This is a genomic window from Fibrobacter sp. (genome assembly GCA_024399065.1).
In the GTDB taxonomy this organism is placed as follows: Bacteria; Fibrobacterota; Fibrobacteria; order Fibrobacterales; family Fibrobacteraceae; genus Fibrobacter.
Window position 1 is genome coordinate 21361 of record JAKSIB010000025.1, and the last position, 23413, is coordinate 44773.

A 23413-nucleotide genomic window follows, 5' to 3' on the forward strand; every position below is an offset into this window, starting at 1 on the left:
CGTCGTGTAATATGCTGCTAGTGCCGCGTATAGCTGCTATAGCCTTGCACTTCTCGAGAAGATGAATCAGGAACCCCTAGGAAATAAACTAGGGTTCTTTTTTTGTCTACAGGCCTGCACTTAGGCGATGGAAAGGGGAAGGCCTTGTCCAAAGAATCGGCGGAAATGAACCTGGTGGAATCTCCTGAAAAATGGAAGTTTCCTTCGTTGTCGCAAATTCCCTGATGTTCGCTAAGCATGCGGTTGGCAATTGCCTTTTTAACGTTGTAGTCAAAATAGGCTTCGTGGGCTTTCTTGTAGCTCACAAAGGAACCGTTTGCGGTGCTGAACATGTTCATGGCGAGGGTGAAGAAAATTCCGGATACCGCCATGGTCACGATTAATTCTATCAGGGTAAAACCTTTCTTACTGCGCACCTTGCCCTCCCTGCTTTTTTGCGGAAGCGGTGTAGCGGCAGTAATACAAGGCTCTGGTGGAGTCCTTCTTGTTGCGCACAGGCTGCGCCCTGTAGCAAACTTCATCGCCGTCAACGGTCTGCGAAATTGCGACTTCCCAGTGGTTTCCATTGGCGTCGTTGTGGACGAATGCTGTATCCTTTGCCAAACCGGTTGCGGTTTCTGCAAGCAAATAAATCTTTCCCAGTTCCTGGCCGTAGTTCTCGTTGCGGGCTTTCTGCGTCACGGGACCCTTGTACAAGAAACCAGAAAGCAGAACTCCGGTAGAAACCAGAATACCGAAGCTGATAAGCACTTCCATCAGGGAGAATCCGCGTTTCCCCGGCAAGCTAAGGTAAACCTTATTCATAACTTGGAGCTCCGCCAAATTGAATCACGTCGGGCAACATCATGTGTACGGACGTGTCGCCCTTGATTTGACCGCCTTTCAAAAAACCTCGCCAAAGGGTTTCTCCTTCGTAGAAAGCGAAGTTATGGACGGTCATGCTGCCTTTCAGTTTTCCCTTGAAATCTACCACGCCGTTGACCACCACGGTTCCTGTGATATCTGCATTTTCTGAGATTTCGACAGGGCTTGCCTTTAGAGATTCGTCCCAGTTATCGCCATAGAAAAGAATCGCAGCCTGGCTTGCTTTTAGCCTTTGGATGTTCAAGTAGCCGATGTAATCAACGTCGCTGCTTTTTTGCCCCTGTACAATGAACCACACGGGATTGTTTTGCGGCAATTTCAGATCAATTTCCATGGAATCCTGGGCGAAAAAGGAACCGCTCGCAAAGACACTATCCTTAAGCGAAATGGTCCTTGCGATAACGTTTGCCTTGTTTAACGAAGACCTGCCGCGGATAAATAAACGGTCTGCGATGATTCTGCAATGGTCGCATCGGGCATCGCCTTGCATAATGACCATGGAACATTTCAACTCGCCAGAGATTTTATCTGTTCCGTCAAAGACACAACTTTGTTGGTCAAATTTCTTTTCGAAGGAATTTCTACTCAGTTCCGGATAATATCTCGAATCTTTGAAATAGGGGAGGGTATCGCTCACAAAAACGGTGTCGTAAAAAGCCTCCTTGGTGGCTCTCATCTTGTAGTTGGTGCTGTAGCTAACTCGGCCCTGCTTTAGAGCAGTCCCGCCCTCGATACGGGCGTTGCCAACCAAGGCGATGGAAGAGTTTGACGCAGTTAAAACAAGTGCCGGACGATTCTGTGGCACAAAGCCTGTAGTTGCCGAAAAAAACTTGGAGGAATCCTGGTTCATGGCGGTGAGCCTTGCGAAGGGACCGTCTTGAACATGCCTGATCAAGAATTTTATTTTGCCGTCTTTAGAAGTATGCAACAGGGAATCCGTACGCCAGGGTTCCTTGGCTGTTGACATTCTATAAAAGGCGTAATTTGCCGCAGATTCCAATTCCAGGGTGGATTGAACATCTTTATAGCGACGGAACGACTCCATACGTTCCCGCTTTACCATCTCGTAAAAAGAAAAGGAGAGGTAACCAATTACCAATAGGATTGTAATTGTCAGTGGCAGAGTGTAGCCTTGCTTGCTGCCAAACATAAAGTCCTACACAACGGCTTCTGCAGAAACTTCTGCGTCGGTGGTGAGGCCTGCGGCCACCTTTTCTGCACCATCAACCGCCAAAGTCTTCATTCCAAGTTCTATGGCCTTTTGCTTGAGCTCTGCCGTGGTGGCATTCTTGTGTACCATTTCGCGGAGTGTTTCGGACATAGGCATCATTTCGAAAAGACCTACGCGACCCTTGTAACCGCTACCGCCGCAAGTAAGACAATTGGGGTCCTTGCCACCGCACTTGTGGCATACCTTGCGTACTAGGCGCTGTGCCATAATGAAGTTCACGGCAGAAGCCACCAGGAAAGGTTCGATACCCATGTCGATCAAGCGCACCACCGCAGAGGGCGCGTCGTTTGTGTGCAATGTGCTGAAAACTAGATGGCCCGTAAGAGCCGCACGAATAGCCAGTTCCGCCGTTTCGCTATCGCGGATTTCACCCACCATGATTACATCAGGGTCCTGGCGCAACAAAGTACGCAACGCCGCGGCAAAAGTCAAGTCAATCTTGGTGTTGACAGCGGTCTGGGTGATACCATCCAGCTTGTATTCAATAGGCTCTTCGATGGTGGAAATATTCAGTTCCGTACTGCGGATCATCTGCAGCAAGGTGTACAGAGTTGTAGTCTTGCCACTACCTGTGGGACCTGTAATCAGGAACATTCCATAGGGCTTGTGGATTTCGTTTTCGCACAAGTCAATCTGTTTTTGGGTCATGCCCAGGGAATCCAACTTATGGATGATCTGACCCTTATCCAGAAGACGCAGAACCATCTTTTGTCCGTAATCCGTAGGCAGCGCGGAAACACGGATATCCACATTCTTGGTGCCATCGTCGAAATGAATACGACCATCGAGAGGGCGTCTTTTCTCGGCAATGTCCATGTTTGCCATAATCTTCAAACGAGAAATCACCTCGGAAATGGAACGCAAAGGCAGCTTACGGGCCACCTTCAGAACGCCATCTTTACGGAAACGCACCAGGAACGATTTTTCGCCCGGCTCGAAGTGAATGTCGGAAACGCCAGTATGCATGGCTTCGGAAATAATCTCGTTCACAAGCCGGATAACGGGGGAGTTTGACTTGTTTGCTGCAGAATCAGAACCGAAATTAGGAACAGCCCTTTCGGCGAAGGCGGCAATCCACTGAACAATCTTATCTTCGCTGGCCTGGATAGGGCGAATGAAAACGCCTGCGCAAACCTGGATATCGTTGATCAAGTCAAAATCGTAGGGATCGGCTACGGCTACAGAAAGAATGCGGGACTCTTCGTTGTAATCCACCGGCAATGCGGAATATCGCAGCATCTGCTCCTGCGTCAAGAAACGCAAGGCGCTTTGTGAAGGCGGATTCTTAAGCTCGAAGGACATTGGGATTTGAACGATTGGATTAATCGTTGTCGGTGTCGGCGGTGTCGGTCGGAACAAGGAACAAACTGATGGAACGCAGAATGATGTTCAATGCCGTGTCGGGATTGCTGATCACATCCACCGTGTCCTTGGGGAAGTAGCCTTCCTTGGTGACGACAATCTGGTTCACATAGCTTTCTTCAGAAGGGAAGATCACTGTGCCGCTGGAATTAGTCTTGAGATCCTGGGCGGACTGAACCTCGTTTGTCAATTCCACATTGGCATCCTTGATTGCTTCGCCGGAAATCTTGTCAGTAACGATGACCGTGTAACGCACAGGAATGCGGTTGTCACTGTCTTCATCCTGAAGGCATGCAGACAGCAGCGTAGAAAGAGAAATAAAAAGAGCTGAAAGAATGAATTTCTTCATAGGAACCCCCGTTCGCGCCCAAATGTAGTAAAAGTCGCAAAAATTTTCATTAAATAAAATGAATCCTAACAAAAAAGTCCAGAATGGATCTGGACTTTTTCGTCGTTGTGAATAAATTGTAAAAATTAGTTCATTAAACAGCGTACGGGAATGTGGTTGTACGGAGGAACTGTGTATGTTTTCACTCGAGTCTTGATAAACATCACTCCCAATATATTCCCATCGTAATCTTCTTCAACTGAAGCAAATACTGTCATCTCGTCATTGTAATCTTCACCACTTTGGTAGTTCTTGTTGGATTCATTTGCTGCATAACCTAAAATTAAAGCATTGAAGCCTGAAGCGTTCGTACCGCCAGCATCTTCGGAGAGAAGGTCGTTTAATGGGCTGTTATTAAACAAAGTTTGCCACTCATCCAAATCAGGAATGTGCCAACCATCTGGACAAATTCCTTGGAAAGGACGCATTGATTCTGTAACGGGGGGATGCTTTTGATAAACCTCAGGGTTGTCAAATTTCAGCAAAAAGCCGGCTTGGCTATACAACCTTCCGTACATGTCACAATCGTTTTCTGTACTTTTTTTGGGGCAGTCTTGTGTTTTTCCGTAATAATCATAGCGCTCATCACAAGGCGAAGCCCAGTTTAAACATGCTGATGGTCTGTCGCCAATGTCGAAATTCAAATTTTCCGCCATCCAAATTTGATTGCCGATTTTTGCAGTCTTGTAGACTTTCCCGTTTCGACTATCGGTAAGTGCTCCTGTTTCGGCATTGTAGTTGGCGGGTAACGTGCTGACCGTACCGCCAGAAGAACTTTCCGCACTTACGTCACTGCTTGACGAACTGTACTTTTCGTCAATCTGACTGGATGATATATTCTCGTTGTTGATCGCGCTTGAGGAATTAACCTGCTCTGTTGATGATGAAGAACTTCTTGTGACTTCTGAAGAACTAGATTCGTTGTCTGCCGACGCAGGATTATCGTTTCCGCAGGATGCCAACAGAAATAGTGACGAAATTAATATTGTAAGAACAGATTTATTCATTAAATCCCCCCGTTTTTTTTCCAAAATATAGCTAACATGTTCTTGCTTTTTTGTTTGATGAGAAAAATTTACAAATAAAATTTCAAACAACCTCTTTAATAATCTGTTTTAAATTTTTATTTTGCCGCGCCGTATTGAAAACGAATTTTTTTTTAGTTGGCTTCTAACCAAGTTATGGGGGTTAGGCTCTTAATTAAAAAATCTGGTGTTTCAATTTTCACAGATTGCCTGCTACGGGCGAACTGTGGTTTTGAAGTATTTTCGTTGGATTTGTTCAACCACCCTGTATTTTGTGCGATTGTGCACAAAAGCCTTAAATCCGTAGGAATTGAAATTATGCTAAAGAAAATTTCTTTGTTCCTTTTAATAGTATCGGCCTTTACCTCTGTTTTCGCGCAGAGTGCTGAACCTGGAAATGCTTTTAATAAGTATATGAGCGCTGAAGGTGGTATAAATCCGATAAATGGAACGGCTTCGTTTAGCAAGTATCTTGCAAGTGTAACTGCAGGACATGCTGAAGCAAAATTTGAATTGATGTATTCAGGAAATGTTTCTGAAATTGTAAAAGTTAAGAATGATAAAGTCAATCTTGGCTGGATTGGCCTTGGGTGGACAATGGGACAAGCTAAGATTGTGTGTGACCATAATTCATCAATGTGGCTCGGAGATGATACCTATCATTTACAAACCTCATCCGGACTTACTTACTCTATTATAGAACATAATGGAACTTGGTGGATTGAAAATCTGCCCTATTGGTCTGTTGAACGCCAAACTTACAAATATTCAACAAAGGCTGGTGTTTACGAAATTGTGAAAGGTTGGATTTTGAAGGATGCCTCTGGTGTGAAGTATTTTTATGGAGACTTTGATGAAAACCCAAAGGATGTTAAAAAGCATAACGCTACTGAATACGTTTTAAGTTATCCGGAACATTATGGTCTTATTGGTGCTTTTAAAGATGGGAAAAGCTATCCATTTCCTTGTGCGTGGAATTTGAGTAGGCAAGAAGATTATGACGGAAATTACATTGTTTATGATTATGATCAAATTAATGAATATGTAAAAATAGGCGGCTCGTTTACTGATTACCCTTACACTAAAGAAAATTATTTGAAAAAGGTGACATCGTCTTTTGGCGCTTCAATTGAGTTTGAAACATCTATGAAGGGTCTAGTGAATAATGGTGCTGACTTTACAGACGAAATTATTGACAATACGGGAAAATCTGAAATCAATACTCAAGAAAAGGATAATAATCTTGATGGTTATGTGGATCCTATGCAGCGTCGATATTTATCTAAGATGACTGTTAAGGCGAATAATGGAAAAATACTTGAAACTGTGGAATTTTGTTATAAACCGTTGCGTGTTAAAATTGATGGATATGATAATACTAAGTATGTTAAAAGATTGTTGAGTTCTGTGACAACTTATGATGCATCGCGTGCTACTGGTGAAAACGATGATTATCAATCTAGTGTTATTGATGAAGAAAAATATGAGTATGTAGATTATGAAAATTCTGTAGAATCATCTGCAGGATCATTCCATAATTCAGATGATATAGCCTTGGGCGCAATTAAATCAATAACAGGCTTAAAATGTGGAAAAGTTGAATATGATTATACCCAAATGTCTCTCTTTGACAAAAAAGAACATGCTCAAAAATTACCTGTTAAAGATGCTAGTGTTGGGTATTTGCAAGATGGTTCTATGTACGTTGTTGGATATAACATATGTACATTGGAAGCTTATCTGTGGAAGGCTGATGGCTGGCATAAGATGCCCTTGCCTAGTTCAAATACTTGGAATTGTAGTTCAAAAAAATCATTCCAAATGGGAAGGAATAATTCTTTTGTTGCAATCTCCGTAAGGCAAATTAGATCTAGCGATTCGAAAAAAAATTATGATGAATGCACTTTTGTCCCATATGTATGGAATGGCAAAGAATGGATCGAGCAAACTCAAATTGTAATTAACAATAAAAAAGAATTTGTAAGTGTTGGCCCGGATTATATCGTTAGAGCTAAAGTAGCAGATGAGAGAATTAAGATTGATATTCCTTGGACTCTTTGGAAAAAAAATGGTTTAGGACAGGTGTACAATGAAAAAGCCGATGATGATGATGGAGATCGTGAAAAAACTACTTTGATAACATCGCAAAATCATTTTGCAGTTTATTATAAAGATAAATCACCCGGACACTCTCTTTCGTTGAGAGTTTTTACATTCAATCATGACAAGAGTGATGTTGCTCAAACATATGATGAAGATAATATGGATGATGAAAATCAATATGTGTTTATAAGCGACCACGTTATAGGTGCTGCGATGGAGCCTGATAATTCATTGGGCCTTACGAAACATAATGCTAAAATTGGATGTTTATTGTGGAATGAATATGACGGAAAATGGGTGAAAGTTGATTCACATTCTTTGCGGGGGACTCAGGGTGATCCAGTAATTTCGGTTGTTGGTTATAATTATTTCGCAATGAAACACAATGATTATGATGATCTAACATTGTTTGAATTTGATGAGACAAAAAATGACTATAAATTGTGGTTTAAAAATAAAAATGTGGTTGATGGATTAAACTATGACTGGGTTGTAGAAGCTGAATGGAATGGTTATTCTTCAGGGGATGATTATTTTGTGATAACTCGTCCTAAAAGGAAAACGTTAAAAAAATTGGGTGTTACATACGGTTATGCTGTTAGAAAAGACAGAAAGGTTCAGAAATTTTTTAAAAATGAGGCGGGAGAGTGGAAAGAAGGAGACATAAGTACCTTCGATGAAAGCCAGCATGTTATTCTTGGCCCTACATGGTATTTGTTAAAAGAATCTAATCAGCTTTATGTAAACAATGGTTACGTATGGAATTATGATGGTCAAGTTGGTAATGTAAATAAGAATAGTCGTGCTGTAGGAGATAATTATTATGCAGATGATTCTTACATATATTTCAAAAAACATGACTCGTTTGTGAATAAAATATATGGATATTTTGTTACTTCCAAGACTGTAAGCGATCCGGTTCTTGATAAAGAAACTAGGTATGAATATTCATATCGAGATATCGGTGTCTCGAAATTAGAGGACTCATCTCCGTATTATGACTTCTCGACAGGAATGCCTGTTGTTAGGGCGTATACAATTATCTTGCCGGAGGGGAAGGGTAAAATTGTTAAGAATTTGTGTCCCTACCAAAACGATGATTCTTCAAAAAATGGCTTGGGATGGGGGCTGGTTTGCTCTGAACGATATTATACAAATGACGTTTCCTTTTCATCAAAGCCAAAGAAAAAAATCACAACGTATTTTGATCGATACTTTGGTACTGAGTTAAATTGGCCAGTATCAATGTTTGTGGATTATGTAACAAAAATTTCCATAGAAGAAAATAATAATGTTGACGAAGTATTCTATACCTATAAAAGCGATATTAATGGGCTGCAAAAGAGTGTGAAGAAGGTGGTCAATGGAGAAAGTGTTGAAGAAATCTATAATTATTATGCGCCAGAAAAGTATTCTTTTATGGTGGAATTAAACAGATTGTCTGATGTTGTAGGCTCTATCCGGTGCATTCCAGAATGTGATGAGAAAAAAGGTAAAATTGTTTCTGGTACCGCTACCATTTTGAATGAAAACAAAGACGGGGACGCAGTAATTGTTGAACCTTTAAGTCAATGGATTTATGCACCTAATGAAGAACGTATTTCAAAAAATGATTTTGATTGGTCTAGTAAAACGCAAAGCGAAAATTGGAAAAAGGTAAAAGAAATTACAAGGTATGATAAAGGTTTTGTTGAGGAATACTTTGATGAATACGACATCATGTATGCGGGAGTACATGATAACACTAAAGAAAAACTTTTGGTGGCTTCTGTAAAAAATGCAGGTTTGAACGAAATTGTTGTTGTTCCTGGTAATAATTGTGATATAGATGGAGTAACTGATTGTTCAATAGAAGACTTGAATGTTAATTCAATTCAATGGAAGAAAAATCCGGATAAAAAACAATATGGAAAATTTTCGTCTAAGGCAATTTCTCTTAATGGACATTCTTTCAATGCGACATTAAATAAAGCAAAGAAAGGCAAATATCGTTTCTCTGCATGGGTTTATAGTGAAGGTGATGATGTCACGTTGAATATTTCTAATGATTTGAGTAAAAAATTCAATACTGAACCTTATTCTTGGAGATATGTTGAGACTGAGTTTGATTTAAATGCTGACAAATATGAATGGTCTCTGCAAAAAAATGGAGAAAATAGAGTATGGTTGCAGGATGTTCGTCTGGTGCCTGCTGATGCTTCTGTATCTGTGACGTTCTATGATGACTTGTTGCGAAAACCTTCTGCAATTGTAGAAGATCGTAATCATGTTGTTTATACACAATATGATTCAAAAGGTCGAATTACTGAATTGTATGGAGATTATCTTAAAGATGATGGTTCTAGGGACGTTGCTTTAATTGAAAGAAATACCTATGTAGAAGGTAGTTGCCTTGATCCTACTTATGACATTAACACTCTTGATTATGTAATGGTAAATGGTGATTTCTTGATGCCTGCCATTGGTGAAATGTCCAATTATATGGTACAAACATATGTCGAAAATTTGAATATATCATGGAAAACTCATCAAGATGGAAAGACTGTTTCTTATCGTATTTTTGATGCCGACGTAAGTGATGATGAAAAAGGTCTCTTTGATACTCCGCCATGTTGTGATGTTCAAAAAGGTGTTTCTATGTCCTTTGGTTCTAAAGAAAAAGTCTTAGAACTATATGTTGGAGATGCATCTGATAAAATTTATACAGTAAAGTTTACTCCTCAAAGATATGATTGGGTAAATTATGGAAATATATTAGATGTTGGAAATGATCCTAAATTTGCATCTGATACACGTATTAATCGTATTTTTTATGTTGGCGAAAATGGCCTTAGTCTGTCTGCTTACAATGGCTATAGATGGGACCTTGATAACGGATATGAAGGTGATTTTGATGAATTTTGTGTTGCAAAAAATAAAAATGACAAAGTTCATATTTCTGCGTCAAGAAATAAATCAGTTTTTCTCTATAAATGGGAACCTCAATTTGAAGTTAGCTTAGGCGCTAATAAAGCTGGCTGGGAACAAAAGAACTACGTTAACCTAAGTAGTGCGGAATCTTTTGATATGGCCTATGTTAATGATAAGTTGTATACAGTCTATTTTAAAGGTCTTGTTCCGCGGCAAGAAGGAAATGGATATTCGCCGGTTTTATACTCATCAAATCTTGATGAAAATGTAAAATCTATTTCAGAATATAATGTGATTGATTTTAAAATTGTTGCTGATCCTAACGATAGGCCTATGGTCGCGTATATCGGAAAGGTTCCTTCACAATTTAAAAGTACAACATTGGTTAATGATTTAGATGAATCCTATAGCGATGAACAACTTGAAAGTGAATTAACTATTCCTAGTGAAATGTTAATGTCTGTGTCATTTTCTGACAATTATGTTGTTGTTAAACATTTGTCAAAAGACGGTCGTTGGGTTGGTTATTCATCCGAAGAAGGAGACCTCCTGAAACTTGAAGATAAATATTTAGTAGACGCTATACGATTAGCCGTTGCCTCTGATGAATTGAATACCTACATAGCTGTTCTTTATGAATCTAAAGAAGGAGTAAATGCTTTAAGTGTGTTTAAGTCTGTGAAAAATGGTGAAAAGGTTTCATTTGAAGTGATGACTGATGCTGCTGTAAATTCCAACGAGATTGCTTATTTGGATAAAAATGATCCAATGGATTTGATGGTAGATAAAGGCGTTCCTTATTTGATGTTTGCTAATAAGCAGAATGAAAATAAAGTTTCTGTTTTGAGGTATGATGAAAAAGATAGCAGATGGTTGTCTGTTGGAAATCCAGCTTTTGCTTCTATAGAAACAAGTAAGTATGCGGGTAATTTAGGCTTTGATAAAGACAATGATTCTCCAGTAATTGTTTTTAAAGAAAGATATGATTCTCCTCGTTCGGGACTTCGCAATAAGATTGTACCTATGAAGTATGTAAAGGACGATGACTTGGACGTTTCTTTGTCTTCAATTGGCGGTAGTAGTCCATCTGCTTTTACGTCTGAGTTTAGACAATACATTTTGTCATACACTACAGATGTTGATTGTGATGAAAATGAATTGAAACTTAATTTCCATCCGATGAATGTTGAAAATGTTAAAATGACTTATTCTGTTGATGAGCAAAAGGATTTCGAGATTTACCCTAACACTGATGTGAAAATACCGTTGCGTAATCTTGACCATTCGTTAATAAAAGTTAATTTGCTAGGAACGAATGGGAAAAGGCTTACTTACAAATTTAAGGTGAATAAAACATGCCCGGCACAGCTTGCCCCTTCTGCAACTAATAGTATGATGTGGTATTACTCTGCTCCGTTGCCCACCAATGAAAGTAGTAGCTCAAGTTCTTCCGATGAAACTAATCTTGTATACGAGATTGATGGTAACGATCCGTATGTTTGCTTTAGTGATTACGGCAATGATTGGAATTTTGTTGCATATGGCGTTGTTTATACAAAGTATGCTTGTATTGATTTAACCAATCCGAAACTTCCGGAGTATTCTTCTAGTAGTTCAGATAATGTACCAGAATCCTCTTCGTCGTGTGATTATTTCTTTAAAAATGAGAAAACAGGTGATGAACGATGTGTGACCCTTGTTGTTCGTTCTAGTTCTTCATCAAAGGGATATCCCTGGTGGTATGATATTTCCTCTTCATCCATTCCGACGTCAGGAGGTTCCACAGGAACCTCTGCTGGTGAGGAAGGTTATTCTTCGGGAATTAACGGAGGTAGCTCTAGTAGCTATAATCCTTCCGTTACTATTCCGGGTACATCTATTCCCCAAATTTATGAGTCCATTTATAAGCATAAACTTGCAACGACAGGAGATTTAAAATTTGCAGATAATGTGAATGTTTCTGGAATAGAATTTGTTGGAAATAATGTTGAAGTTGGAGCTAATGCTCGTATAAATGGAACTCTAACATCTATGGGTGATATGCATCTTCGTAATGATTCTTACACGAGTAAAATTGTTGTTGGTGAAAAACTAAACGTAGAAAATGGTGCTCGTTATGAATCGGTAATCCAGGAAAAGGATCAAATTCCGTTGATTCCAACCGTTGACTTTGCTGTTGGTGAAAATGATGTCAATGTTTGGAATAATCAGACGGCAATCCTAAAGCCCGGAAAATATAAGACTTTACACGTCTATTCCAATGCTACGGTTTACTTCGAAGCTGGTTCCTATTATTTTGAAAATTTTGAAATTGAAGCTGATGCAAAGATTGTCTTTGAAAATAAGATTGATGGAATGCAGATATGGATCCAAGAAATATTGCGTATTGGTGATAGAGTGCAATTTGTATGTGAGGGGGGGGCAGATCAGTTGATGATTTACTCGAATACGAACCAAATGGTGTATTTAGGAGTTAGTTCTGAATTGAAAGCTACGTTGATTATTCCAAATGGTAGTGCTAGTTTCTCACCAAATTCAGTTTGGATAGGTAAGGTTTGGGCAAAATCTATTGATATTCAACCCAATGTGACTGTAAAGTAGGGGGGTATTGAAAATGAAAAAGATGGTTTTCTTGGCTTTGATGTTGTTTGTTACATCTTTTGCTGATTATAAATATGTAAAAAATGATATAAGCCAAAATGGTGGTATTCAACTTGGCATGCCTAGTTGGATTGACTTGGATGAAACAACCGTGAATAATGAGTTAATTAATGAAAAGACTGCGTATTCACCTTATAATAAGAAAACAATTCATCTTTCCTCCTCCCATTTTTTTAAATACATGGGAGAAACCTATTCTTCTCTTACATTTTGGGAGAATGGTGTTGTGGAATTCGGTGAGAGTTCAACTAGAGGATCTAATGCCCCAAGAATCCATTTATTCAATGATTTGAAAGAAAATGGTAAAAAAACATTTGAAAGTTTTAGATGGATGGAATTTGTAGAGAATCATGAAGTAAATAAAGTATCTACATCTGATTCTTATGTTGTTTTGGAATGTCGTTTTGATGATTGGGGTATTCAAGTGTCCATATATCATGATGGGGAGTTCCAGATTCAATATTGGAATTTTGTGAAAGAGATTAATGTGGCCGAGGAATGGATGTATGCTTATATTGAAGATGAATATAGGTCTCCTAAGTATTTATTCCAGGATAACACTTCATCTATGTTTCTTTATGGCGATGAGGGACTTCGTTCTGGATGGGTTGCCAAAAGAATGCTTGATTCATACACGGTTGACGTAGAAGAACCTGAAAAAGGCCGTGGTCTTGTGGTAAGTATGGGGGCAGGACATTCTGATAACGGAGTTTTGATCGCATACGATTTTTCTAGAGAGCACCCTGTTGTTGGCAGTTTCTCGTCTGTTGAAGTTGAATTTGAAAATGTTCTTGAAAAATTGTATTGTTGGTATTTTACAGAAGCTAACAAATATTCTAATCAATACTACAATCAGCCTTATGGAGCGTATGATTCAAATTATCCATATGTAGATTCGCAAAATCAAACCTTGGTATTAAAACGAGAAGATTTTGCTAAATCATGGCAACAATATGGATTTTCTGGCTATAATGATGAAAAAGTTAAGTATGTTCCTGCCGTCGCTCTTAAATTTCAGCGAATTAGAGACGCTGTACATCATGACTATGATTTTAAAATAAAGAAGGTAAAATATAATTTAGCTCAGCTGCCGTCGTTAAGGTTTATGGCGAAAACTAATTATGGAACTTTTTCTGTAATTAATGAAGATGGCGGTAGAGTTGTTGTAGAGGGAATGAGTGGGGTTGCAGATGAAAAAAATCCTAAAATAATGCGATATCCTGTGTGGGAAAAGAAATTTTGTTCCTTAAATATTTTTGTTAGCCCTGGGTACGAACTTTCTGAAGTTTATTATTCGTATTATGAAGAACCGACGGAACAACCCAAAATATGGCTTTATTCAGAATTGCAAGGCTATGACAAGTCAAGGGTGACAAAGAAAGATTCTGAAAATAAATTTACTATTTCAAATGTAAATACAGGCCTTTATAGCGCTTCGGCAGAACCTCTAAATGTATTTGTGTATGTTAAGTACAAAAAATGCTCTCGAAAGCAAAATCTTGTAACACCTTATTATACAAAAATGGAACGCTTCTTTAATTTTGAAGGAGATGGAGGTAGTGCTGTATCTGCTATTTATTCTGATGGCTTTGGTGGTGTTGCTCAAACGCAAAGAAAATTAGTTGATAATCAGTATACGGTTTCCTCTGAATATTCTAATTCATTAGGAAAAACAACGAAAGTTCCTATGACTTTTGTTCAAACAAATGAAGATGAAGAATTTCATTATGTTGATGTCGCATGTGAAAATTGCGTTACAAGAGCGAATGAGTATTTTGTCGGTCCAAATGAATATGTAAATCCAGATGCGAATGGATTTGCCTTCTCCGAAACAAATTACTTTAATGATGATGAGGGGCTGATTTTTGAGTCTGCAGGTGTATCTGACAATTCTTTTGAAATGAATAGACAAACCTCTAGGGATGGCTATACAAAAGTATGGAAAATGCTTGCGAAAGATGAAAATGATTTTGTTGACAATAGTTTGTTAGATGATAAACATTTGGCTGGCATTTATAACAAACGAAAAGATGAAGGGGGAACATTTGTTCTTCGAATAAAAAAGAGCGCAAATGGTGTTTATTCTCAAAAAATATTTGATGAAAAGGGCCGTAATGTAACATCTTGGATCTATGATGGAATAAGGCCTTTGGTATACTATAATAAATATGATGAATTTGGGAACTTGGAAGAGTCTGGTATCAGGGGCTTTGAACAACTGTCTACGAAAAATAGGTATGATGCTCAAAACCGTTTGATTTCTACAGAAAGTAGTGATAGGGGCAAAACGGAGTATTTTTATGATTCCCATGGTCGTCTGCGTCTTACTAGAACTTCTCAGCTTAAGGAAGATGGGAAACTCACATATTTTGTTTTGAATTATAATGCGCTTGGAAAAGTTTGTTCAACTGGCGTCTCTACAAACTTTGATTTCAAAGGTAATTTCGATCAGCCTGTTCCAAATAAAAACTTTAAAAAATATTCAAGATTTATTTATGGAGTACTAACGAAAGACTCCCTAACACAATTTGGTGTTGATGAAAATGTCGCAGAGAGCATTACATCGATGATGAATGGCATTAGGCCTAATGATGAAAGTGCTGTTGTTGCCTTTGATGATGACGGAGAATATACAAAAATATCAATTAAAAGCTATGATGATCTTGGTAGAGTCTCGAATCAATGGCTTTTGTTTGGCTTGGATAAATTCCCTCCAATTCATCTTAGCTATTCATATAATTCGTCCAATGATGTTGTTGAAAGTTCGTTTAGTGAATGGGTAGACGACGCTTGGATTGAACGTTCAAAACGTAAAAGAACTTATAATAGCGATGGACAGCTAGAAAAAATAGATGAGAATGGAGTCCCGCAGGTTACATATTCGTATGCTTTGAAGGGTAATTTGGAAAGTAACAAATTTTATTTTGATGAAACTTCTTACTTAAAGTCTTCCATCCATAAAGATATTTATGGTAGAGTTGAACGAATTGAGTATTTTAATGAAAAAGATGAATTAGTCTACTCTGCTGAGAATATTTTTAATTCATCAATTAATCAACACGCCGATAAAACTTCTCATGAATGGAAGTCGATAAAGGGCTATGGTGATGAAAAGCATGAAAATGAGTATACATATGATTATATAGGTCGTTTGACTTCCGTGTCGGGAAATCAGCCTGGATTGTATGACTATGATAATCTTGGACGTTTAAAACAAAAAGCAGAGAAAAACGCTTCTATCGAATATAAGTACGAGGATGATTTGTATCGTCCGAATGAATTTGAAGTATATGAAGTGGGTACGGAAAAACCATCTGCAGCCAAATCAAAACTTAGATATGACGCTTCGGGTAACGTCTGGCTTGATGAAAGAAATAAGGTTGTGTATAAAAATAATGCGTTTGGAATGCCTGTTCGCATTTATAAACTTTCGGCTATTCCAGAAAAAATATCGTTGGCCGATGTAAAAAAAGGTCAAAATTTGGGTACCATTGAAACGGAAGTCAATATTGCTTATGATGAGAAAGGCGATAGAATTTGGTATTCTGTACAAAATCTTCATGATGGTTCTGGTTTTATGAAGGCTACGGTACCGGGTGTAGGAGTATATACTTCTATTCGTATTAACGGTATTGATAGCAAAATCGGTCTTGAACGAAGGGAATTGGCTTCTGGCGGTTTCCGCCAAGGTGTTGATGGTCCGGTATATATTCCGTTAACGGACATCCAAGGGAATGTTCGTGGATACGCTAGCAAAAATGGTTTAGAAAACGCATTTAGTTATTATGCCTATGGTGATGTTGATGAATTTGCTTACAATAGTATCGATGGACATGAACGTTGGCAAAGCAAGGAATTTGATGCCGAGCATGGAAAATACTACTTTGGTTCAAGATACTTTGACCCGTTCCTGGGACTATGGACGAGTCCGGACCCCGCAGGTCAGTTTGCCAACCCGTATACATATGGTGGCGATCCAGTAAATTTTGTTGACCCAAATGGAGAAGAGGTTGTTGCCGGAGTTGTTATAACAGCTGCTATTGTTGGTGCTGTTATTAGTGGAGGTTCTGCTTGGTACAACTGTACTAATTATGGTGGGGGAAGTTGTACTAAGGGGGTTACTGTAGGGGCTGTGTCTGGCGCGGTAGCTGGTGCTGCTGGTGCTGCCGTGGGAGGCTTTGCTGCATCTTATGCCGCTTTGGGAACGGAAGCTGCTTTGGGTAGTGTTGTTGGCGGTATGGCAAGCTCGGCCGCTGGTTATACGTCAGCACATTTGTTGACTGATGGATACAAGTTTGGTAATTTTGATGGTGCTGAAATTATTCAGTCTACGTTAGAAGGTGGGGCTGAAGCTCTTATCGATGCTGGTGTTGGGTATGCTCTTGATGCGACTGGCGTTAACATAATGGGAAAAAATGGAAATAAGATTCTTGGTGGTGCAATGAGTAGTGGAATTATGTCCTATTTGAAAGGTGATGGATTCTGGAACGGCTTTGGTCAGGGTGCTCTAAGTTCTTCCGTATCGACTTTAATGAGTTCTTCTTTGCGAGTTATGTTTGATGTTGATCCGGCAGAGTATGAACTGAAAGATATTGTTGATGATGAGGGGAGTCCTAATGTAAGGGATGGTGATATTATTGTGTTCGAAAGGCAAAAAGGTGATTTTGTTTCTACGCTTCTTGCCATACTTACTGGAGAAAGCTATACTCATGCAGCTTTGGTTGAAGATAAAAATAAAGGTAAAGCTGGAGAAAAACAAGAACTGGTGATACGAGAAGCTACTAGTACCGGTTCTGAGCATCAAACTGGCTTAAAGGATTACAAAGGTCGTCGATTTAAGGTGGTAGGAAATAACCCGAATTACACCGCGTATAAGGCGGGTAAGAACGGTTTTAGTTTAATTGGAGGTGCACCAACTGGACAATACAATCTTTTTGAAACCAATTGTACTAGTCAGGTTTCTCGATGGACCGGAATGAATTACGTTAACAACCCAGGTGTTCTTGCAAGACGAATGGGATTCACCGCATATTATGGTTATTAAACAGAAGATGTTTTTTTTGTTCTTTTCTATTATGCTCCTTTTGACGGGCTGTGGTCCGTGGCATATCAAAGGGTACACTCGTAACCCCTTTGAATGGGCGGATATCCTTTGGGAAGCTCCAGTTGACATAAACTCTGAAGAAGAGCAAGTGTTTGAGGTCCCTTTTGTCAAGTATGGCAAACGTTTTTCTGTCTGCTATGATACTACAATTGTTGCTAGTGGAAATGAAATCACTGAAAACGACCGTGTACAGATGACGTTTTCAATAGGAGGCTCTGTGTTTGTTGACGAAGAGCCTCTCATTTGGGGCCCAGTAGAAAGGGTTTGTCTTGGAAATGGTGGGGATGGGGTCACTGGAGTCTACTTCTTTCTTCCTGATGATTTTGATTTAGAGACCGGAGGTACGTTGAAAGTCAAGTTTTCCCGTATCAAACATTTGAAAAATGTTCGTAATCCAAGGGTTGTCCTTGTATACAAGGTCCCTACGAAATGATTATTTTATATTAGTATAACGGATTGATGGAAAAATTATATATGGATAATCTAACTAAACGTACAACATTAATTTCAGCTCTCGCTACAGTGGTTGCTTTGGTTGCATGTGACGGAAACGGAAGTACATCGCCAGATTCTGTAGAATATTCATCGGATAGCAAAGTTGAATGTTCAGATTCCAATGACGACGCCTCAAGTTCATCGGCGGTTTCGTCGTCTGGTATCAATAGTTCGTCGTCATCACAAGTCTTGTCAAGTAGTTCCGACAAGACTGGTGCAAAGTTTGAATATGGCTCTTTGGTCGATTCAAGGGATAACCATTCCTATAAAACTATTAAAGTAGGCTCTCAGACATGGATGGCTGAAAATTTGAATTTTGCACCGGATTCTGCGGAATATGTTGGGATTGACAAGCCTTCTTGGTGTTATTTAGATAACGCAGATTCTTGTGCCAAATATGGTCGCTTGTATACATGGGCGTCAGCTATTGATTCTGTTGGAACCTTCTCTAAAATAGCAGAGGGGTGCGGAATAGGCGTTGCTTGTTCTACATTGAATTCAACTACTGTAGCTAGAGGCTTGTGTCCGGATAATTGGCATTTGCCAAATGTATACGAGTGGATGACGCTTTTGGAATCTGTTGCCACAAGTGTTGATGGTGGCGCATTCTACGGTGCAGGAATGGCTTTGAAATCTAACACAGGCTGGAATGTTGATGGCAATGGTGCTGATACCTATGGCTTTAGCGTACTTCCTGCAGGGCTTAATTCAGGGAAACTAAATTTCGAGAATGTAGGAGATTATGGCTATTTCTGGACAGCGACTGAGATCGATGTTGATAATTCGGTCTTTATTGCGTTTCTTGGAAATGAAAGCAATGCCTATACGTCAACGATGTATAAGGATCGTGCATTCAGCATCCGTTGTATAAAAGACTGATTTTTTGTTAACAAAAAACAACTTTAAAAACACCCCCGATTTTACTAAATTTGGCGACGAAATCTCCATGATGGAGTATTTCGGGGGTTATTTTGAAATTCTCGACGAGTTTTAGACTTTTTGTAGTCGTTGTTTTTGCTGTCTATATTTCTGTTTTTGCGCAGGGTCCTGGCGTTTCAAATGGTGCGCTGAACTTGCCGCCGTTGCCTATTGCTGATTCCTTGGTCATCAAGAATCTGAATGTCAAGAATACCGAAATTCGCGACTTGCTGCAAGGCATGGCGGTTCAGTATGGCCTGAACTTGTTCCTGGCTCCCGAAGTCAAGGGCCCTGTCACGGTGAATTTCAATAACCAGCCGGTAAAGGATGCCTTGCGCGTGCTTTTGCAGGGTAATGGTTATGAGTATGTTCTTGACGGCAGTGTAATTCGCGTGCAGAAGCCGGTGGTTAAGGCTCCGGAACCGCCCAAGGCTCCCGAAAAGCGTTTTGTGGTGGATTGGTCGAACGAGTCCCTGTCTATCGATGTGGAAGATGCTCCCCTGGACAAGGTGGTCCGCAAGATTGTGGAAGTTTCTGGCAAGAACATTTTGCTGGAACAGGGCAATTCCAAGTCTGTCACGGTCTTTGTACAGAACATGCCTTTTGAACGTGCGGTCCGCCACTTGGCAGAATCTTCTGACTTGAGCTATGACGACGAAGAGGGAATTGTCACCATCAAAAAGTCCACATGGAATCTTGGTGGCAAGAACAAGGAAAACAGCAACAAGTTCAAGGTCCGCCTCTCTAGCGATTCTCTTTTGTCTATCGAGGCTGTGGAGGCTCCCTTGGCTTCCTTGCTTAGCGAGATTCTTTCCCAGACGAAGCTGAACGCCATGGTCTATGGAAAGCTGGATGGCCAGGTGACTGCCCATATGTCCGGTGTTCCGGTTCGCGAAACGCTCAAGTACTTGTTCCGCGGTACGGCCTATACTTTTTGGGAACGTAACGGTGTGTACTTTATCGGCCCTCACGAAATGCAGACTGCCGATAATTCCTTGTTGATCAAGTTGAAGCACCTCAAGGCCGAAGATGTGATCAAGCTTTTGCCTTCTACTTTGACCAAGGGTACCCAGATTCAGGTGGTCAAGTCCCAGAATGCCTTGATGGCTGCCGGTAGCTACGATGTGCTGGATGCCATTTCCCAGTATGTAGAAAAGATGGACTTGCCTGTGGCCCAGATTTTGATTGAGGTCCTGGTGGTTGACCTGGATTTGGAAAAAGGGCATAATCATGGCTTGAATTTGTTCTTTGGTAATGCCGCCAAGAGTGTTGGCTCCGAGAACTTGTTCCCAAGTGTTGACCAGACTTTGAATTCCAAGCAGCTGCAGCGTGTATTCAATGGTATTGGCCTTGGCGAAATTGTCAGCATCCCCAAGGATCTTGTCACAAAGATCAATGCCATGGAGCAGGAAAAGATCCTGGATGTAAAGGCTCGTTCCCAGATTGCAACCTTGAATGGCGAAACCGCTGTGCTTACCATTGGTCAGACGCAATACTATATGATGGCTTCCGAGGTGGACTACAACCAGGGCGACGCCGTTACCTCCAAGACTACCCAGCGTTTTGAACAGATCGAGGCCAACTCCAACATTACTGTGACTCCCTATGTGACTGGCGAAGGGGAGATTACCTGCGAAATTGTTCCTGATTTTTCTGAACCGGAAGGTAGCTTTAGCAGCGAAGTTCCGCCCACATTGAACAAACGTTATGTCAAGTCTTCTGTGCGCCTTCGCGATGGCGAAACCATTGTGCTGGGCGGCATGGTCAAGGAAAGTGTCAGCGATGTCCATAGGCAGGTTCCGTTCTTTGGTTCCATTCCTGTGATTGGCTGGTTTTTCCGCAATGTGGAACGTGTTCATAGCAAGAGCCAGCTGCTGATTTTCGTGACACCCCATATTTACTATGGCGCGGAAGGTAGCGTTGACGTTGCCGATGAAATTGCCCGCGCCAAGATGCCTGTGGTTGACGACAAGAAGGTTGAAGCCAGGGTACGTAAAATGACTGCCGAAAATGTTGCCGCAGAAAAGGGTTCTGAAAAGTCTTTCGAGACTGCCGCAGATAAGGCTGTCGAGGGCAAGTAGTGGCCAACGCTTTCCGCACAGCTTTGAGTGTATCAACGGGTCGGTACTGGTGGGTGCTGGTAGCCCGTGATGGCTCCAATGGCGGTGTCGCACAGGTTTTGCGTGTGCTTCGCGGTCGAGGGGCAGGTCATAGCTATGTGGATTTGTCCTACTCCGGCACTTTCGAGGAGTGCCGCCGCTTTCAGGTGGCCAATGGCGGTTCTGCCGATGGCATCCTTTTGGTTGACGATGCAACTCCGGTAAAGATGGTCCAAATCGGCGACGAAGAATTCAAGCGCGAAAACTTTGAATACGTCAATTCCATCGATGGAGATTTTGCTGTGGTCGCCCTTCGCCGATCCTTCGAGGAATTGGTTGAAGAGGTGGTAAAGGTGGAATTCAAGATTTTGGCCCACCTGCCTGTTTTGTTCTTTGAAATCGAAATGCTTCGCCAGCAGGATTTGTCTGGGGCTAAGCTGTTCAAGAATACGGAAAATGGGGTCACCAAGGCCTGGTACTTTGACCAGGGTGAATTTTACTGGTTCAGCAAGGCTTTTGGATCTTCTGAAGGCGAGGATTGCGTTAAAATTGTGGACTTTGTTAAGGAACGTTTCTTCCAGAAGTCTGTAATCGTCGAAGAATTTTCGCCCAGCGCCGAAGATATGGCCAAGGTGGTGGCTGAAGATGCATGGCTTTTCCGCACGGATCATCTGCCGGTGTTCTCGACGATGCCTGACAATGCTGCAGTTTCCAGAATTCGTGAAGCGGCCCTTTTCCGTAGGACTTTCAAGGCTTGCGTTGGCGTACTGGTAACCACCTTGCTGGTGACCCTGGCTTTCTGGGGCGGTGTTTCCTGGTACGTTTCCAAGACTCAGACCCAGGTGGCTGCCATCGAAAAGAGAATCGAAACTCGCAAGGAGCTGGACCGCGTTTGGAAAAAGCTGGAAGCCGACAAGGCTGGTACAGAAAAGTTCCTCAGCCATCGCAGTCGCTCTTCCTCCTTCTTGTCGCTTATTACCGCGGATTTACCCACGGATACTTGGATAACCCATTGGTCCGTAAACGGAAACGTTCATTCCATGCAGGGGTACTCTGCCACGTCCGAAGAAGTTTCTGAATTCCTGTCTACTTTGGAACATGAAAAACGATTGATAAATGTTCGCTTGCGTTCTACGGAAAAAACCACATTCAAGCGTAAGCCTGTAGTGAAATTTGACTTGTCTGCGGAGGTGATTCCATGAGTGGATTTCTAGCCCGCTACAAGTACACCTTGCTTACCGTTTTGTCTGTCGTGGCTCTGGTTGCTATCATCGGAGTGTATTTGTTCCCCAGGATGAAGGAAGCCAGTGGCATATTGGTGGCCATCCGTTCCGAAATAGGGGAGTCTTCGGTTTTGGACAACGGCACAACGTCGCCGGATTCGCTAATCGCCAACTACAAAAAGATTTCATCGGAACTGGATTCTTACGTGAATGTATCGGTGTCTTCTTCCAAGATACTGACATTTATTCTGGAAGCATCCAAGCAAAACGAGGTTGTTCTTCAGGATTTGTCAACCGGCGAGGTGGCAAGGCGTGGCGAGAATCTGGAATACCCCGTAAGGTTCAAGGCGAATTCCGGATTCCCTCAGTTCCTGCGATTCTTGACCACCTTGGAAAACAGCACCTACAGTGTCAAGGTCGTTAATGTGGACATGCGCCCCGGTGTGGCTTCTGTCTATCTGTCGGTCCTCAGCAAGGCAGGTCACGATGAATAAGTTCCTTGTTCTCCTGGTGACTGTTACGCTCATGATCTGGGGTGTATTCCTGTTCAAGATGTCTGATAAGGTGGATTCCCAGAAAGGCCAAAGTGAATCTGGATTGTTTGAGGATTTGTCTGGTAAAACGCCCCTGGATATTGAAACCCGCCTGGATTTTAAGAGCCTGCTTTCTCGCTTGAACCCGCAGGAAATGCCGGAAAATGACTTGCGCGATCCCTTCAAGGTTCCCACAAGCATTTTGCCACCGCCTAAGCCCCGTGTGGTGAAGGTTGCCTCCGCCCCTGTGGAAGCCCCGGTGGCAGTGGCTCCGCCTCCTCCCAAGCCGCCTTCCATTACTTTGGATGCCATTTTGCCCGGCGACAATCCTGTGGCCATCATCAAGTTCCGTGGCGAATCCGCAGTTGTCAGCGTAGGCCAGGAAATCTGGAATGTGGTGGTGCAGTCCATTGAATCCAACCGCGTCGTATTGCAGTACGCTGGCGGAACTTTCGAAATACGATAAAAATTTAAGGCCGCCCTGGAGTTAACTAAGA

The 23413-nt window shown here is 41.2% G+C and carries 14 protein-coding genes; 8 read left to right on the forward strand and 6 right to left on the reverse strand.

Annotated elements, in window-relative coordinates; all coding sequences use genetic code 11:
* Positions 1-17 precede the first annotated feature (17 nt).
* The 6 genes from MJZ25_11620 to MJZ25_11645 form a co-directional block, all read right to left on the reverse strand.
* On the reverse strand, positions 18-416 hold the full coding sequence (locus MJZ25_11620; GenBank protein ID MCQ2124824.1) for a prepilin-type N-terminal cleavage/methylation domain-containing protein: 399 nt from the start codon (positions 414-416) through the stop codon (positions 18-20).
* The gene (locus MJZ25_11625; protein MCQ2124825.1) at positions 406-804 is read right to left on the reverse strand and encodes a hypothetical protein; all 399 of its coding nucleotides are present in this window, start codon (positions 802-804) and stop codon (positions 406-408) included. Before MJZ25_11625 ends, MJZ25_11620 begins: the two co-directional genes overlap by 11 nt.
* Positions 797-1927 carry a hypothetical protein gene (locus MJZ25_11630; protein ID MCQ2124826.1) on the reverse strand — a complete coding sequence of 377 codons (1131 nt, stop codon included), beginning with the start codon at positions 1925-1927 and terminating at the stop codon, positions 797-799. Before MJZ25_11630 ends, MJZ25_11625 begins: the two co-directional genes overlap by 8 nt.
* 93 nt (positions 1928-2020) lie before the next feature.
* Positions 2021-3397: a GspE/PulE family protein gene (locus tag MJZ25_11635; protein MCQ2124827.1), complete on the reverse strand. Its 1377-nt coding sequence runs from the start codon at positions 3395-3397 to the stop codon at positions 2021-2023.
* Positions 3398-3416: 19 nt separating this feature from the next.
* Complete coding sequence (locus MJZ25_11640; GenBank protein ID MCQ2124828.1) at positions 3417-3806, reverse strand: hypothetical protein; 390 nt, start codon at positions 3804-3806, stop codon at positions 3417-3419.
* A gap of 125 nt (positions 3807-3931) precedes the next feature.
* Positions 3932-4942: a hypothetical protein gene (locus tag MJZ25_11645; GenBank protein ID MCQ2124829.1), complete on the reverse strand. Its 1011-nt coding sequence runs from the start codon at positions 4940-4942 to the stop codon at positions 3932-3934.
* A gap of 66 nt (positions 4943-5008) precedes the next feature.
* Between MJZ25_11645 and MJZ25_11650 the strand changes: the two genes are divergently transcribed.
* The 8 genes from MJZ25_11650 to MJZ25_11685 all read left to right on the forward strand — a co-directional run bounded on the left by MJZ25_11650 (position 5009) and on the right by MJZ25_11685 (position 23382).
* On the forward strand, positions 5009-12484 hold the full coding sequence (locus tag MJZ25_11650; GenBank protein ID MCQ2124830.1) for a hypothetical protein: 7476 nt from the start codon (positions 5009-5011) through the stop codon (positions 12482-12484).
* Positions 12485-12497: 13 nt separating this feature from the next.
* Positions 12498-17588, forward strand: a complete 5091-nt coding sequence (locus MJZ25_11655; protein MCQ2124831.1) for an RHS repeat-associated core domain-containing protein — start codon at positions 12498-12500, stop codon at positions 17586-17588.
* Positions 17578-18081: a hypothetical protein gene (locus MJZ25_11660; protein ID MCQ2124832.1), complete on the forward strand. Its 504-nt coding sequence runs from the start codon at positions 17578-17580 to the stop codon at positions 18079-18081. The genes MJZ25_11655 and MJZ25_11660 overlap by 11 nt, the downstream gene beginning before the upstream one ends.
* 26 nt (positions 18082-18107) lie before the next feature.
* Entirely contained in the window at positions 18108-19022 is a 915-nt protein-coding gene (locus tag MJZ25_11665; GenBank protein ID MCQ2124833.1) for a fibrobacter succinogenes major paralogous domain-containing protein, read from the forward strand.
* A gap of 92 nt (positions 19023-19114) precedes the next feature.
* The gene (locus tag MJZ25_11670) at positions 19115-21142 is read left to right on the forward strand and encodes a secretin and TonB N-terminal domain-containing protein (GenBank protein ID MCQ2124834.1); all 2028 of its coding nucleotides are present in this window, start codon (positions 19115-19117) and stop codon (positions 21140-21142) included.
* Positions 21142-22362 carry a PilN domain-containing protein gene (locus tag MJZ25_11675; GenBank protein ID MCQ2124835.1) on the forward strand — a complete coding sequence of 407 codons (1221 nt, stop codon included), beginning with the start codon at positions 21142-21144 and terminating at the stop codon, positions 22360-22362. Before MJZ25_11670 ends, MJZ25_11675 begins: the two co-directional genes overlap by 1 nt.
* Complete coding sequence (locus MJZ25_11680; GenBank protein MCQ2124836.1) at positions 22359-22877, forward strand: hypothetical protein; 519 nt, start codon at positions 22359-22361, stop codon at positions 22875-22877. The genes MJZ25_11675 and MJZ25_11680 overlap by 4 nt, the downstream gene beginning before the upstream one ends.
* On the forward strand, positions 22870-23382 hold the full coding sequence (locus MJZ25_11685; GenBank protein MCQ2124837.1) for a hypothetical protein: 513 nt from the start codon (positions 22870-22872) through the stop codon (positions 23380-23382). The genes MJZ25_11680 and MJZ25_11685 overlap by 8 nt, the downstream gene beginning before the upstream one ends.
* The last annotated feature ends 31 nt before the right edge of the window (positions 23383-23413 follow it).